General features: G+C 60.6%; 9 protein-coding genes and 1 riboswitch. Of the genes, 5 read left to right on the forward strand and 4 right to left on the reverse strand.

Translation table 11 applies throughout. The features are described 5' to 3' along the window. Window positions 1-106: 106 nt before the first annotated feature. Window positions 107-290, forward strand: a riboswitch (cobalamin riboswitch). 38 nt (window positions 291-328) lie between these two features. After that, window positions 329-2,638, forward strand: coding sequence for a 5-methyltetrahydropteroyltriglutamate--homocysteine S-methyltransferase (gene metE, locus HMPREF2614_RS05725; RefSeq protein ID WP_070560448.1), 2,310 nt, complete (start codon window positions 329-331; stop codon window positions 2,636-2,638). 306 nt (window positions 2,639-2,944) lie between these two features. Here the strand turns inward: metE and HMPREF2614_RS05730 are convergent, their stop codons facing one another. The 4 genes from HMPREF2614_RS05730 to HMPREF2614_RS05745 all read right to left on the reverse strand — a co-directional run bounded on the left by HMPREF2614_RS05730 (window position 2,945) and on the right by HMPREF2614_RS05745 (window position 8,926). After that, window positions 2,945-6,994: a Pls/PosA family non-ribosomal peptide synthetase gene (locus HMPREF2614_RS05730; RefSeq protein ID WP_070560450.1), complete on the reverse strand. Its 4,050-nt coding sequence runs from the start codon at window positions 6,992-6,994 to the stop codon at window positions 2,945-2,947. Continuing rightward, the gene (locus HMPREF2614_RS05735) at window positions 6,991-7,845 is read right to left on the reverse strand and encodes a MarR family winged helix-turn-helix transcriptional regulator (RefSeq protein ID WP_038626667.1); all 855 of its coding nucleotides are present in this window, start codon (window positions 7,843-7,845) and stop codon (window positions 6,991-6,993) included. Before HMPREF2614_RS05735 ends, HMPREF2614_RS05730 begins: the two co-directional genes overlap by 4 nt. A 157-nt stretch (window positions 7,846-8,002) precedes the next feature. Then, a complete protein-coding gene (locus tag HMPREF2614_RS05740) occupies window positions 8,003-8,299 on the reverse strand; it encodes a rhodanese-like domain-containing protein (protein ID WP_038626665.1) in 297 nt (98 codons plus the stop codon). 153 nt (window positions 8,300-8,452) lie between these two features. Continuing rightward, window positions 8,453-8,926 carry an inorganic diphosphatase gene (locus HMPREF2614_RS05745; RefSeq protein WP_005510088.1) on the reverse strand — a complete coding sequence of 158 codons (474 nt, stop codon included), beginning with the start codon at window positions 8,924-8,926 and terminating at the stop codon, window positions 8,453-8,455. A gap of 124 nt (window positions 8,927-9,050) precedes the next feature. On the opposite strand from HMPREF2614_RS05745, the gene dacB reads away from it, so the two are divergent. From dacB to hpt, 4 genes are all read left to right on the forward strand, one after another. Beyond that, window positions 9,051-10,529, forward strand: a complete 1,479-nt coding sequence (gene dacB, locus HMPREF2614_RS05750) for a D-alanyl-D-alanine carboxypeptidase/D-alanyl-D-alanine endopeptidase (RefSeq protein ID WP_235191271.1) — start codon at window positions 9,051-9,053, stop codon at window positions 10,527-10,529. Window positions 10,530-10,577: 48 nt separating this feature from the next. Continuing rightward, window positions 10,578-11,858, forward strand: coding sequence for an amidase family protein (locus HMPREF2614_RS05755; RefSeq protein WP_070560452.1), 1,281 nt, complete (start codon window positions 10,578-10,580; stop codon window positions 11,856-11,858). Further along, entirely contained in the window at window positions 11,851-12,924 is a 1,074-nt protein-coding gene (gene tilS, locus HMPREF2614_RS05760) for a tRNA lysidine(34) synthetase TilS (protein WP_224786628.1), read from the forward strand. The genes HMPREF2614_RS05755 and tilS overlap by 8 nt, the downstream gene beginning before the upstream one ends. A gap of 122 nt (window positions 12,925-13,046) precedes the next feature. Next, window positions 13,047-13,631 carry a hypoxanthine phosphoribosyltransferase gene (gene hpt, locus HMPREF2614_RS05765; protein WP_038626661.1) on the forward strand — a complete coding sequence of 195 codons (585 nt, stop codon included), beginning with the start codon at window positions 13,047-13,049 and terminating at the stop codon, window positions 13,629-13,631. Window positions 13,632-13,799: the final 168 nt, after the last annotated feature.

A 13,799-nucleotide genomic window follows, 5' to 3' on the forward strand; every position in this document is an offset into this window, starting at 1 on the left:
GGGGCTAAGTGAATGAGATATTTGTATATTGCGATATACTTCACATCCACAGCCGCCTCGAAGGTGTTCATTAAGGAAAGTGCTGCATATCGCACGTTTTCCGCGCAAGGTGTGTTTTGAGCCTAGCGCGCATAAGGCCTTCGAGTTATGCAGGGGAATCCCGGTGCAAGTCCGGAACTGTCCCGCAACGGTAAGCATCACTGCCAGAGCTTTGGTTTATCCGACGCGTTGATAACCAATCTTTTCAGTGATGACAAGTCCGAATGCCTGCCGGTTGTGCAATTTCATACCCGATGCTGATCACGACTGACGAGGAAATCACGAGATCATGGCAATTCACGCAACCCTCGCGGGCATTCCGCGGATAGGGCGTAATCGTGAGCTCAAAAGAGCTCTGGAAAACTACTGGCGCGACCCGGCGACCGGCGGCCTGCTGGCCGCGACGGCGCGCAACACTGTCAATAGCTACATTGGCGCAGCGCTGAAGGCAGGAATCGACTCGGTTCCGACAATTGGGCGCTCGTTCTACGACTCTATGCTGGATACATCGGCGCTGCTCGGAGTGCTTCCAGCCCGCTTCCAGAATGTCCCGAAAACGGACGGTTCCAACCTACCGGAATGGATCAACCACTACTTCGCCGCCGCTCGCGGTACGAAGACGCAACCGGCATCCGCAATGACCAAGTGGTTCGACACCAATTACCACTACATTGTTCCGGAGCTGTCAGCCGATACTGAATTTACCTCTGACCTCACTGACTGGTTGGATGATTCCTGCAGCTTAAACAATGGCGCCACCACCATGCTGCGCCCTCATTTGATTGGTCCTGTGACCTACTTGAGCCTGTCGCGTACCGACGATGATTCGAACCCACTTGGCCTTTTGGAAAAGTTGACCGATGCGTACGCGGAAATCATCGCTCAACTGGGGGATAAGGGCTTTGAGTGGATTCAGCTCGATGAGCCAGTATTGGTCACTGACCTCGATGAAGTGACTCTTGCTAGGACTCGCCAGGCCTACGAGAAGTTGGCCGGCGTGGCGGAGTCTGCGAATACCAAGTTGTGGGTGCAGACCTACTTTGGTGATGGTGGTCAGGCACTGAAAACCCTTTCTGGCACAGGCGTGCAGGCCATTGGTTGCGACCTGGTAGCTGGTAGCTCCGAGCTGCCGCATTGGACTGGCAAGGAACTGCTGGTCGCGGGAATCGTCGATGGTCGTAATGTGTGGCGCACCGACTTGGATGCAGCCCTGGCGACGCTGGAGAAGCTGGCAGCTCGAGGCCCCATCGCGGTGTCGACTAGCTGTTCGCTGCTACATGTCCCGTACTCCCTGGCCTCGGAAAACCCGAGCGAAGAAGAAGCCGAGGTGCTGCAGTGGCTGGCCTTCGGCGATGAGAAAATCGCCGAGGTGACACTCTTGGCGAGGGCGCTTGATGCTAAGTTGAATGACCGCCAACTCGATGCCGCGGATTTGAAGGTGTTGAGGGAGTCCCGGGCAGCACTGGCATCGAGGGCAGAATCGAAGCGGATTGTTAAGCCTGAAGTTCGTGAAGCTTTGGCGGCAATCGAGGATAGCGACCGTAACCGTTCCCCGTTTGCAGCTCGCCAGGCGGCTCAGGCTGAGACCCTTAACCTGCCTCCGCTGCCGACCACCACAATCGGTTCCTTCCCGCAGACCAATAGCATTCGACGTGCACGTGCACAGCTGCGCTCGGGAGAGCTCACCCCAGCTGACTACGAGTCGTCAATGCTCGCTGAAATTCGATCTGCCATTGAACAGCAGGAAGAACTGGGGCTCGATGTGCTGGTTCACGGTGAACCTGAGCGCAACGACATGGTCCAGTACTTCTCGGAGCAGCTGGACGGCTACCTTGCCACCACCAATGGCTGGGTCCAAAGCTACGGTTCCCGCTGCGTGCGGCCGCCGATTCTCTACGGTGATATCACCAGGCCAGAGCCGATGACGGTGCAGTGGTACAAGGCTGCAGCAAACATGACTGACCTTCCCGTCAAGGGAATGCTCACTGGGCCAGTGACCATGTTGGCATGGTCGTTTGTCCGTGATGACCAGCCCATCGGTGACACTGCGGATAACGTTGCGCTGGTTTTGCGCGATGAGATTGCAGATCTCGTGGCCGCTGGAGCGCAGATTGTGCAGGTCGATGAGCCAGCCATTCGCGAGTTGTTGCCCCTGAATGAAGCGGACCAGTCCGCCTACCTGAAGTGGGCTGTGGGGTCCTTCCGCCTGGCTACCTCTGGCGTGGCTGACGAGATTCAGATTCACACGCATATGTGCTACTCGGACTTCAATGAGCTCATTGACACCGTCGATGAACTCAACGCCGATGTCACGTCCATCGAAGCAGCTCGCAACGGCATGCAGGTGCTCGCAGCGCTGAAGGATGAGGGATACGTTCGTGGGATTGGTCCAGGCGTCTGGGACATCCACTCGCCTCGCGTGCCGACGGACGGAGAAGTCAGCCAGCTCGTGGAAGATGCGCTCGAAAGTGTTGCCCCCAGCTTGCTGTGGATCAATCCGGACTGCGGTCTGAAGACCCGAGGTTGGGAAGAGGTTACGGCTTCACTGAAAGTATTGGTAGCCGCAGCGAAGCAGGCTCGTTTGCAGCTAGCAGAGTAAGCCGGAACCAAAAAGCCGAAAAATAAATAGCGGGTTAAGTAGCAAAAGTGTGTCCGCTCGGCGTGTCGCCGGGTGGGCACCTTTTGCTACTTAACCCTACTTAGCCCCAATGTGAGTTACTGACTGCGTTTATGGCTGGCGGCAGCGGGCCAATGTGAGTTACTGACTGCGTTTATAGCAAAAATTGCCCGAAAAATGGCTTGAAAGTGCTATAAGCTTGCACAGTTTCACATTTGCAGCCCGTTGTGCCAACAAGGTCCCAACAAGGCCCCAACAAAGCTCCTACAAAGCCCTACACAAGCCGGGCTACTTCTTCTTTGTCACTACCGGCTCAATTGGGTTACCTCGCCAGGAGGTGTGTGCAGGAACGTGGTCACCGCGCATGACGAGGGAACCGGGCTCGACGCGGCAGCCGTCGTCAAGCACAGATGCCGGCAGTGCGACCGAGTGCGGTCCCAGGACGGAGCCGTGTCCGATGTGGACGGTGTCGAGCGTCATCACGCGGTCGGTGAACAGGTGCGTCTGAACGACACAACCGCGGCCGACAGAAGCACCTCGCTCGATCGTGATCAGGTCGGTCTCGGGCAGCCAGTACGTCTCCAGCCACACGCCGTGGCCAACGTTCGCGCCGAGCAGCCGCATCGCGCGTGCGATACCGCCGGTGGCCATCGCCGGGTTCAGATACCACGGCGCGGCGACCATTTCGACGAACGTATCCTGCAGCTCATTGAGCCAGACGAACTTACTCCACAGCGGGTGGTCACCGGGCTTGTGCTTGCCGACGCACACCCACTTGGCCACGACCGTGATGAGCAGCCCCAGCGCACCAATAATCAGTAGCACGGCAGGGGAGAGCAGCCACGCGACCACCAGGCCGAGCAGGGCAGCGCCAACGCCACCTGCAGTGACCAGCTCCGCGGTGAACATACCAATTCCCTGCAGGCTAAACAGCGTGATCGTCGCCAGCATGAGAGAGACCATCGGCGCCAGGACACGCAGCGTCTCCACAATGCTGCGGGCGACCTTCAACCCCGTAGTCGGACGGTAGGTCTGCGCCGACTCATCACTGGAGACGGTTCCCACACGGCGCATGCGCTCTGGTGGCGAACCCCACCAGTTGGAACCGGACTTGGTCTTCTTCGGAGTAGAGGACAGCACGGCCACCAGCGAGTTCTTCGCCAGCTTGCGTTCCGGAAGCGTGATGCCGGAGTTGCCCAGGAAGGCGCGCTTGCCGATGCGGGAGTCGCCTACCAGCAGCCAACCGCCGCCGAGCTCGTAGCTGCCGACCATGGTGTCGTCAGCCAAGAAGGACTCGTCCTTGACGTGCAAGAACTTCGGAATACCAATCGCGGTGGAGACCTCGCTGTCGTGACCAATCTGGGCGCCCAGTGCACGCAGCCACAGTGGAGTCAGCATGGAGGCGTAGATGAAGAACAGGTCGTGACGAGCAGCATCCATCAGGCGAATTGTCGCCCAGGACTGCCAACCCACGCGCGAACGCACCGGGAACACTCCCGGCTTCAGGCCGATGCTGAACAGGCGCACGAGAATCAGCGTCAGCAGGGCATACACCGCAACACCGACGAAGGTGGCGGGAATAGCCCACAGCACGGCGCTGCCCAGCGTTGGCCAGAGATTCGAGGTGGTTAGCTCGGTGGTGCCGTCGATAAGTCCCGTGCCCCAACCGATGACAGCAGCCATCGCGACCGCAGCGGACAGCGGCACCAGCGTCAGCAAGACAGCGGTAAGACCGTAGATAGCCACCCAGTGGCGACGCGCCGGCGGGACTTCCTCCGGGAAGCGGTGCTTGGACCGGCCGACCTTGCGAGCCGGGGAACCCGACCAGCGCGCACCAGCCTTGACCTTTTTTTCACCGGTGACGGTGGAACCCGCCTCGATGTGAGCGTCATTGCCGATACGCGCGCCGGGCAGCAGCGTTGAACGGGCACCGATGCGGGCGTGCTTGCCAATAGTGACCTCGCCGACGTGGACGACATCACCATCGACCCAGTATCCGGACAGGTCTACCTCCGGCTCGATCGAGCAGTAATCATCCAGTTTGACCAGACCCGTCACCGGCGGCAGCGCGTGCAGATTCACGCCCTTACCAATGCGGGCACCCAGCATGCGGGCATACCACAGCACGAACGGAGCGCCCGCCACTGAGTGGGCGCCGGAGCTCTCTGCCAGGCGTTCAGCCGCCCATAGGCACAGATGCACCGAGCCGCCACGCGGGTAATCACCCGGGGCGATGTTGCGCGTGAGCAGGCGTGTCGTCGCCGCGTTGATGGGCATAACCCCCAGCGGGGTCAGGAACAACACGGCCAGTACAGCCACCAACCAGCCTGGTAGTGCCAGCGGCCCGCCGATAACCCAGTTGATAATCGCAAGCCACGTTACCCAGCGCATACCACGTGCCCACTGCAGCGGCACCATGAGGCCGACCTGCGCCCAACGGGTCTTGCGGGAGACAGGCGTCGGCTCGGGCACCTTTTCCAGGTGGGCGGTGGGGTCGCTGGCGTCGTCGGCAAGCATGTCGTCGCTGATGAAACCGCGAGCGACCAGTTCCTCGGCGAGGTTTCCCAGGCGTGGGTGGTCGTAGAGATCGCGCACGGCGACCTGTGGGGCGCGCTGACGAATACGCGCGATGACGCTCGCCGCCGCCAGCGACGTGCCGCCCAGGGCGAAGAAGTCCGAGGCCGCGCCGGGCGCAGGTACGGACAGCACGTCCGCCCAGATATCGGACAGCCATTTCTCCACAGGGTTCAGCTTGTCGACGTCGCCCTCCCCCGCACGCGCAGGCAGTGGCCACGGCAACGCCGCCTTGTCGACCTTGCCGGAGGTGCGTACCGGCAGCTCATCCATGATGTGCAGGCGTGGCACCATCGCGGCTGGCATGGCATCGCGGAGAGTGTCCATGCACTTGTCGTAGTCCATGGCTGCGGCGTCGCCACCGGCGCCGACGTAGCCGACCAGGATGGAGTCGCCAGCACCGGTCTTCTGCACCACGACAGTCGCCTGAGTAGCGTCGGGGAGGGCAGCCAGGTGCGCCTCGACCTCGCCGAGCTCAATACGGCGCCCGCCGATTTTCACCTGATCGTCGACGCGGCCGGTGAAGTACAGTCCGTCCTCATCCATGATGACGTGGTCGCCGGTGCGGTACGCGCGCTCCCAGCCCAGGGCTGGCAGCGGCGCGTACTTCTCGGCGTCCTTCTCCGGATCCAGGTATCGTGCGAGTCCCACACCGCCAATGACCAGCTCGCCCTTGGTGCCCGGTAGGACGGGGTTGCCCTCCTCGTCGATAACGGTGAGGTCCCAGCCGTCCAGAGGAAAACCAATGGTCACGGGCTTGCCAGGCTTCAGCTCGATGCCGGAGGCCACGACGGTGGCCTCAGTGGGGCCGTAGGTGTTCCACATTTCGCGTTCTGGGGTGGACAGTCGCTCGACCAGCTCTTGCGGGCAGGCCTCGCCGCCGACGATGAGCAGGCGCACGCTGTCGAGTGCCTCGGCGGGCCACAGGCCGGCCAGTGTCGGCACCGTGGAAACAGCGGTGATGTGGCGGGAAATCAGCCATGGGCCCAGGTCCACACCGGAGCGCACCAGCGAACGCGGGGCCGGCACCAGGCAGGCACCATTTCGCCAGGCCAGCCACATTTCCTCACAGGAGGCGTCGAAGGCGACGGACAGGCCGGCGAGAACGCGGTCGTCCGGGCCGAGCGGCCCTTCCGGGTGGTTGGCCAAGAACCATCGGGCCTCCGCATCGACAAAAGCGGCGGCGCTGCGGTGGGTGACCGCCACGCCCTTGGGCTTACCGGTGGAGCCAGAGGTGAAAATAATCCAGCAGTCATCGTCAGGAGTGGGCTCCTGCGAGATAATCTCGCGTGCGCTTGGCGGCGTCGGTTCCGTCTCTTCCTCGTCGGAGTCGGCGTCGGAGTCCAGCGGGCGGGGGCGATTACGTGCCGTGGAGCCAGCCAAATGTAGGCCTTCAGCATCGAAGTAACCGGCGATACCGGCCTCGCCGAAGACCATTTCGGCACGCTCGTCGGGGTCGTCCGCATCCACCGGAACGTAGGCGGCACCGGCAGCCATAATGGACAAAATTGCCAGGTAGAGCTCGCGGCTTCCCGACGGCATCCGCACACCAATGCGGTCGCCGCGACGGATGCCCTGTTCGTAGAGCCACGTAGCTGTGGAATCAATCTCGTTGATCAATTCCGCATACGTGACGACAACCTCGCCGTCATCGATGGCCTCAGCCTCAGGGAACCTTCGCGCGGTCGCCCGGACAATGTCAATGAGTGTGCGCTCAAGCGGCTGTTCCGTAGTGCGTAGGAACTTCGCTTCAGTGGTTGTCACTTGAGAGCCCCCTTCTTATTCTTCTTGCGCTTTTTCTTCTTCTTCGACTTCTTCCGTTTAGGACGCTGGGCATCGCTTGACGACGTCGCCTGCGTCTTATTCTCCGCCATGCCCTTGGTGTCTGTCTCAGTGGCCGTGGCCTCTGGGGTAGCGGTCTCAGGATTCTTCGCGCCGGCATTGTCAGAAAGCGGAGTACCGGTGTCATTTTCGTGGCTTGCAGCGGAGTCGTCGGCAAGCGATGCAAGCAGTGCGCGTACCTCGGGTGCACATTCGGAGACGGCGGCGCGCTCGGCTCTGCGGAGTGAGCGTCGCAGAGATGCGCGGGTGGTGTTGCCCGTTTCTGTCAGCGCGATGAGCTGGCGGCGACGATCTTTGGAGTCCCGGGTGCGCTCGACTAGATTTGCCGACTCCAGAGAGTCGATTAGGCGAACCATGTCAGAGCGATCCATGCCGAGCAGTGCGCTCAGCTCGGTTTGAGCCATGTCGCCGCCATCGGCGATGGCCTCCAGAACCCAATACCCGCGGATGGAAATCGACTCAATCTGAGTGCGGCCAAGAGCCGCGTTGACACTGGTACGGACAGCCGCGTCGAGCTTTGCCAGACACCAGGACGCGGATTTGCGCAGGGCCGCCGGTGCGACGGCGGGTTCGCTTGCGGAGCCGGGCTTGCACTTGGACTTAGTTCTGGCCTTAGCACTGGCCTTGTTTTTGGCTTTCGCCCCCTTGCGAGCCTTCTTCGCCTTGGTGCCGCTCTGTGCGTCGACAGCAGGCACCTTCGCGCCTACGTCGGCTGCCACACCACCGCTGGCGTCGGCGGAGTCTGCCGAGGAAAGTACGGATGAATCAGACATACTTCCCATACTAGACAATCTGGGGAACCATCAATAATGGGACATGGCCAACTAATAATGCCCCTGTTTGCCTGCGGATTGTTAGAAGGTCGGTGCTTTGGGGTGGGTAAATAAATGAAAAACTGCCCTGCAGGTAGGCAGGGCAGTTGTAGTTGATTTAGTTGGCCTTCTCCATCGGGCGGCCGAAGTGCTCCCAGTCGATCATGCCACCGGTGATGACGATGGTGTCGATACCGTTCTTCTCCAACCAGGAAGAAACCTGAGCGGCACGTCCACCGGAGCGGCACATCAGGTAAATGTCGGAATCCAGATCCAGCTCGCCGTAGCGGGACGGAATCTCTTCCATGGGGATGTGAATGGCGCCGGTGGCATGGCCGTCATTCCACTCCATCTGTGAGCGGACATCAATGATCTGTGCGTCTTCGGGTACTTCAGATACGTTTACGGTTTCCATAGTGCGCACTATACGCAATCTGGCCTTATCGCCGGAAGCGCAAAGGCCGCCGGAGGAAAACTCCGACGGCCGTAGCGCTGAATCACAGGAACTGCGTCAAAGGGGTGAACCCCAGGAAGGGGGGTTGGTCAGCGCAATTCTTAACTGTGGCTCTTACTTGTGGCGTTCGATAGCCTCAGCCAGGATGCGCTCAGCCTCGGCCTTGTCGCCCCAGCCCGAACCGGAAACTTCCTTGCCCGGCTCCAGGTCCTTGTAGTGGACGAAGAAGTGCTCAATCTCGTCCTTGGTGAACTGGGAGACATCGTCGATGTCCTGGTAGTGGTCAAAGCGGACGTCATCCAGGACGCACAGCAGCTTGTCGTCGCCGCCGGCCTCGTCGGTCATCTTGAAAACGCCGAGCGGACGAGCCTTGACAATAACGCCCGGGAAAACCGGCTCCGGCAGGATTACGAGAGCGTCCAACGGGTCGCCATCCTCGCCGAGGGTTTCATCGATGAAGCCGTAGTCGGCCGGGTAGGCCATTGGGGTGAACAGGTAACGGTCGAGGTAGACCTTGCCGGTCTCATGGTCGACTTCGTACTTGTTGCGCTGACCCTTCGGGATCTCAATAGTGACCTCAACGCTCACGGCGATGACTCCTTATAATCGGTGTACACTTCTCTGACGGCTATCTTATGCGAAACCCGCTCAAAACCGTTTATTTGTGCACCTTAAGTGAGGTTTTGTTTCCAGGAAGAAGGTGTTTGTGACCGTGGGGAGTACCGACTCTGACAGCTCCAAAACCGCCGCTAAGGGCACGCCAAAATCGCCCAGTTCCGTAAAATCCGGCAAATCCAAGAAGTCGCGCGGACTGAAAATCGGCGGTGCCATCGCCGGTGTTCTCGTTATTGCAGCGGGCAGCGGCGTAGCGGTTGTCGTCAATAACAATCGTCAGACTGTGGTCGATGCGCCGCCCGCCGTCAGTCATGTTTCCGCTCCTGTGACGGCTGCGCAGTCTTCGCTTGACGACGGCACTCTGGCCCAAAAAGTCAGCGCCATCATGGACGCTGCTGCGGCTGATCCAGCTTTCGGTGAGCTGCATGGAATTGTCAGCGATGCTTCGACCGGCCAGAAACTGTGGGGGATCAATGACACCGCGGTGGCCTTGCCGGCGTCCAGCATGAAGATTCTCACCGCGTCTGCCGCACTGTTGGACTTAGGTGAAGATCATCGGGTTTCCACTCGCGTCTACCGGGTTACGGGGACTAATGACATCGTTTTGCACGGCGGGGGCGACCCCACCTTAAGCAAGGACGGGGAAGGGTTCTTCCAGGACTCGGCTTCAATCGCTGAGTTGGCGAAAAAGATTTCCGTGGTCATTCCGGAGGGGGTCGGCAAGGTCTATCTCGACAACTCTCTATTCACCGAGAGTTTCCACGAGACCTGGGAGCGTGCGGGGCTGGAGGACGGCTACATCGCACCGGTGGAGTCGGTGATGATGGACGCCGGTCGTATCGATCCGACGAATGAAGAATCGCAGCGCAGCGCCACGCCGGCTGTGGATGCCGCTGATGCACTGGCCGAGGCGCTTGGTGCGGAAAACGGAGGCAGTCTGAGGGATGCGGCCAAGGATGGTCAGTCACTGCCTCTGGATCCAAACCTCATCGCGCTCGTGCAGTCAGCCCCGCTGGTTACCCGTGTGCACGAGATGATGAACTACAGCGACAACGTGCTCGCCGAGTCCATTGCCCGTGAGGTGGCTATCTCTCGCGGTCTGCCGCCGACCTTTGATGGGGCCGCACGTGCCGTGCGTGACACTCTCGCGGAGCACGGTTTTCCTCTCGATGGTGCGGTGCTGTCGGACTCCAGCGGCCTGAGCACGGATAACCGTATTTCTCCGCAGCATCTCTCCGAGGTGCTCAATTCCGCCGCGGGTCCGGTGGAATCGGCCGAGCAGGGGGGACTGGGGGAGTCACAGGAGTCGTCGGAAAGCACGTCGTTGCGCCCACTGTTGGATAGCCTGCCGGTGGCGGCGGTGTCCGGCACTCTGGCGACGCGCTTTGCCGGCCAGTCCGGGGCGGGCATCGTCCGTGCGAAGACAGGCACGCTGAATAAAGCCTCGGCGTTGGCGGGGTATGTGGTGACGAAGTCGGGACAGGTGCTGACGTTCGCACTGATTTCCAACGAGGCGAGCCTGTTGCCGGCAAGAGCTGCGTCCGATAAGGCAGCGAGCGCCCTGGCAGATATCTAAACTGAGATTCATTTACCACTGAAAATAATTTGAGGAGATGAATCCGCAATGGCCTCTCACACTTCCGCGATTAGGAACTTGCCCACCGTCCACGAGATTGCCGCGCAGGTTCGCGAGGGAAAGCTAAGCCCGGTCGACAGCGTGCAGCGCAGTCTCGACGCTATCGCCAGACTGGATGGAGGGATTCATGCCTTCCGTGAAGTGTGGGCGGATAGGGCTCTGCAGGTTGCGCGGGAACTCGAGCACAGCGAGAACCTCTCGGAGTTGCCGCTCGCAGGTGTGCCATTCGCGCTGAAGGAAAACACTGCTCTAGAGAACCCGTTTGTCCAGCAGTTGACTAGCGCCGGTGCAATCGCGGTGGGAACTACGGTGAATCCGCAGTTCTGTACGTGGGGGACGACGACGCTGCCGGGGCTGGCCGTCGATAATCCGATTCTGCCGGGGCACACCCCGGGTGGGTCCTCCGGCGGATCCGCAGCGGCTGTCGCCGCTGGGATGGTTCCTTTTGCGCAGGGCAACGACGGCATGGGGTCGCTGCGTATCCCTGCAGCGTGCTGCGGGCTTTCGACCCTGAAGGCGACCCCGGGAACAATGCCGGGGCGCGTGGGCGGCAATGACTGGTACGGAATGTCTGTCCAAGGGGTGCTCACAGTCAACAACGAGGACTTGCGCCTGATTACCAAGATCCTCACAAATGGCATGGTGGATGCGGAGGATCCGGCGAAGACCCTGCCTGAAAACTTCGCCGTCAGCGTGGACACCACTGCGCCCGTATTCGGGTTAAAGGCTGCACCGGAGTACGTCGATGCGGCGCAACAGGCGGCGAGAGTATTCGCGGACAAGGGCTTTGCCGTCACGGAAAAGAACATGCCGTACCCGCTGAACCCGCTGCCGATGCTCGCGCGCTGGACTGCGGGGGTGGCAGATCAGCTTCGTGACGAGCCGTGCCCGGATCACCTGGAGTGGCGCAACCGAGTCCACGCTGGCATTGGGCGCTTGCTGCGTTTCACAATCAATGGCCGCCAAGTGGCACGCGATGGCGCCCGCATCGAGCGTGAGCTGCCGGGTGACACCATCTTGATTACTCCGGCTCTGGCCAAGAATCCACCGCGGATCCGCGCATGGCATCGCATGCCCTGGATTGTGAACCTGTTGTCCAATCTGCGCTTCACCCCTTACGTTTCGACGTGGAATTACCTGGGATTCCCGGCCGGCATCGTTGTGGAGCCGACTTCTGGATTGCCGGTGCAGCTAATCGCGCGCCCGACTCAGGAGCGAATTCTGCTTACAGCGATGGAAACCATCGCAAGTGGTGGGCGCGTTGGCTAGACCTTTTTGGCCGGACCGCAGCCCTCATTTCCTCATCATTCGGCAAGCTGTTCGCGCGATAGTGCCGCAGGTGGGGCAGGAGTTGGGCAGCGGTATCGTCATTGGGCTTTCCGGCGGTGCGGATTCGCTCGCCCTGACCGCCGGGGCCTGTGCGGAAGCTTTCGGGTCCAAGGGGGCACTGGCCGGCCGCAACGTTCACGCCGTCGTCGTTGATCATCAGCTTCAGCAGGGCTCTGCAGAAGTCGCCGAGCGTGCCGCCACCATGGCTCGGGGGATGGGGGCTACGGCCGAGGTTATCGCGGTCGATATCAATAACGATTCCGACCGCGGTCCCGAATACGAGGCGCGTTTGGCTCGACACCGAGTCCTACGGCAGATTGCCCAATCTCGAGGTGCGGCACTGATGCTCGCCCACACGTTGGACGACCAGGCGGAAACAGTTTTGCTGCGGCTGGCCAGAGGGGGCGGCCCGCAGGCGCTGTCCGCTATCAGAGACAATCTCACGTGGTCGGACGGGACTCGGATTCTGCGTCCGCTGCTCGGTGTGCGACGCACCGACACTCAGCGCTGCTGTGAAGAGCTGGGCCTAAAAGTCTGGCACGACCCACACAATCAGGACGACCATTACGCCCGTGTCCGGGTTCGAAAGACGATTTTGCCGCTGCTGGAGCAGGAGCTGGGTCCGGGAGTTGCGGAAAATCTCGCTAAGACTGCGGGGATTGCAGCAGTCGACAATGACTTTTTGGACGCTCACGCCGAGTCGGCTCTGGATGCGCTGCTGGGGGAGGAAGTGACGTCGGCAAGCGGGAGCCTGTCTGTGCGAGGGGTCGCTGAGCTTGACGACGCCATCGCGGTGCGCGTCCTCGCTCGTTGGTTGAGGCAAGCGGGTGCCGAGCCCAGCAGTAAACAGATCGACATGGTTATGGCGCTCGTGCACCGCTATCACGGCCAGGGGGAAGTGCCGGTGACCCGCGGGCGCGATGGTGCTGACAGAAATGCCAGGTTGGTCGTTGAGCGAAAAGATGGCACTCTACAATTGGTAATGAATCGTCCTGCGGTGTCTTAAGAAAAGGTGCCGCAATCCAACTTCCGGCGGCTGAGAACTATCGGTTGCCTTAACCCTGAACTTGCACTGGGGCAGTTACGCTCCATCGACACGCCGCCATAGAAGTGCGGAAAGGAAATGCGATGCATGATGTGAAGGATTTCAACGTCCCCGCAAACCCCTACGGCGATGAGGTAGAGGCAGTTCTCATTGGCGAAGAGGAGCTGCATGCTCGCATTGCCGAGATGGCGCATCGTGTGAATGAGAAGTACAAAGATGCCGACAGCGATCTGATTCTGGTCGCAGTGCTCAAGGGCGCGGTGTTCTTCCTGACTGACTTCGCCCGTCAGCTCAGCATTCCCAGCCAGATGGAGTTTATGGCGGTTTCCAGTTACGGAAACTCCAGCTCGTCGTCAGGCGTGGTGCGTATTTTGAAGGATCTGGATCGCGATATTGAGGGACGCGATGTCGTGATCGTTGAGGACATCATTGACTCTGGTCTGACCCTGTCCTGGTTGATGAAGAACCTGCGCAACCGTAATCCGCGCTCCCTGGAGGTCATTACGCTGCTGCGTAAGCCGGAGGCTGTGCGCACCAAACTGGACGTTGCGGATGTTGGCTTCGATATTCCGAACGAGTTCGTCATCGGTTACGGCCTGGATTACGCCGAGCGCTACCGCGACCTGCCGTACGTCGGCACGCTGCACCCGCGCGTTTATCAGAACTAGGTCAATCTTCGGCACTTACTGCACAGTGCCGATGCTTTACGACGGGCATTGCGCGCGCACCCTCACGCTGTTCTAGCTGTGTTCTAGCTATGAAGAGTAGGAGTTGGAAACTTTTTTCGGTTGCGATGCGTTATGCCTACTGTGGGGTCAGGTGCCATGAGCCCTGGC

Origin of the sequence: Corynebacterium sp. HMSC074C11 (assembly GCF_001809455.1) — a bacterium.
Taxonomy (GTDB): Bacteria; Actinomycetota; Actinomycetes; order Mycobacteriales; family Mycobacteriaceae; genus Corynebacterium; species Corynebacterium amycolatum.

What these genes read in the sequence shown, in the direction of transcription:
- HMPREF2614_RS05740 (WP_038626665.1), bottom strand. Translation starts at nt 8,299, where the DNA reads ATGGAAACCGTAAACGTATCTGAAGTACCCGAAGACGCACAGATCATT.
- HMPREF2614_RS05755 (WP_070560452.1), top strand. Translation starts at nt 10,578, where the DNA reads ATGGCCTCTCACACTTCCGCGATTAGGAACTTGCCCACCGTCCACGAG.
- metE (WP_070560448.1), top strand. Translation starts at nt 329, where the DNA reads ATGGCAATTCACGCAACCCTCGCGGGCATTCCGCGGATAGGGCGTAAT.
- hpt (WP_038626661.1), top strand. Translation starts at nt 13,047, where the DNA reads ATGCATGATGTGAAGGATTTCAACGTCCCCGCAAACCCCTACGGCGAT.
- HMPREF2614_RS05735 (WP_038626667.1), bottom strand. Translation starts at nt 7,845, where the DNA reads ATGTCTGATTCATCCGTACTTTCCTCGGCAGACTCCGCCGACGCCAGC.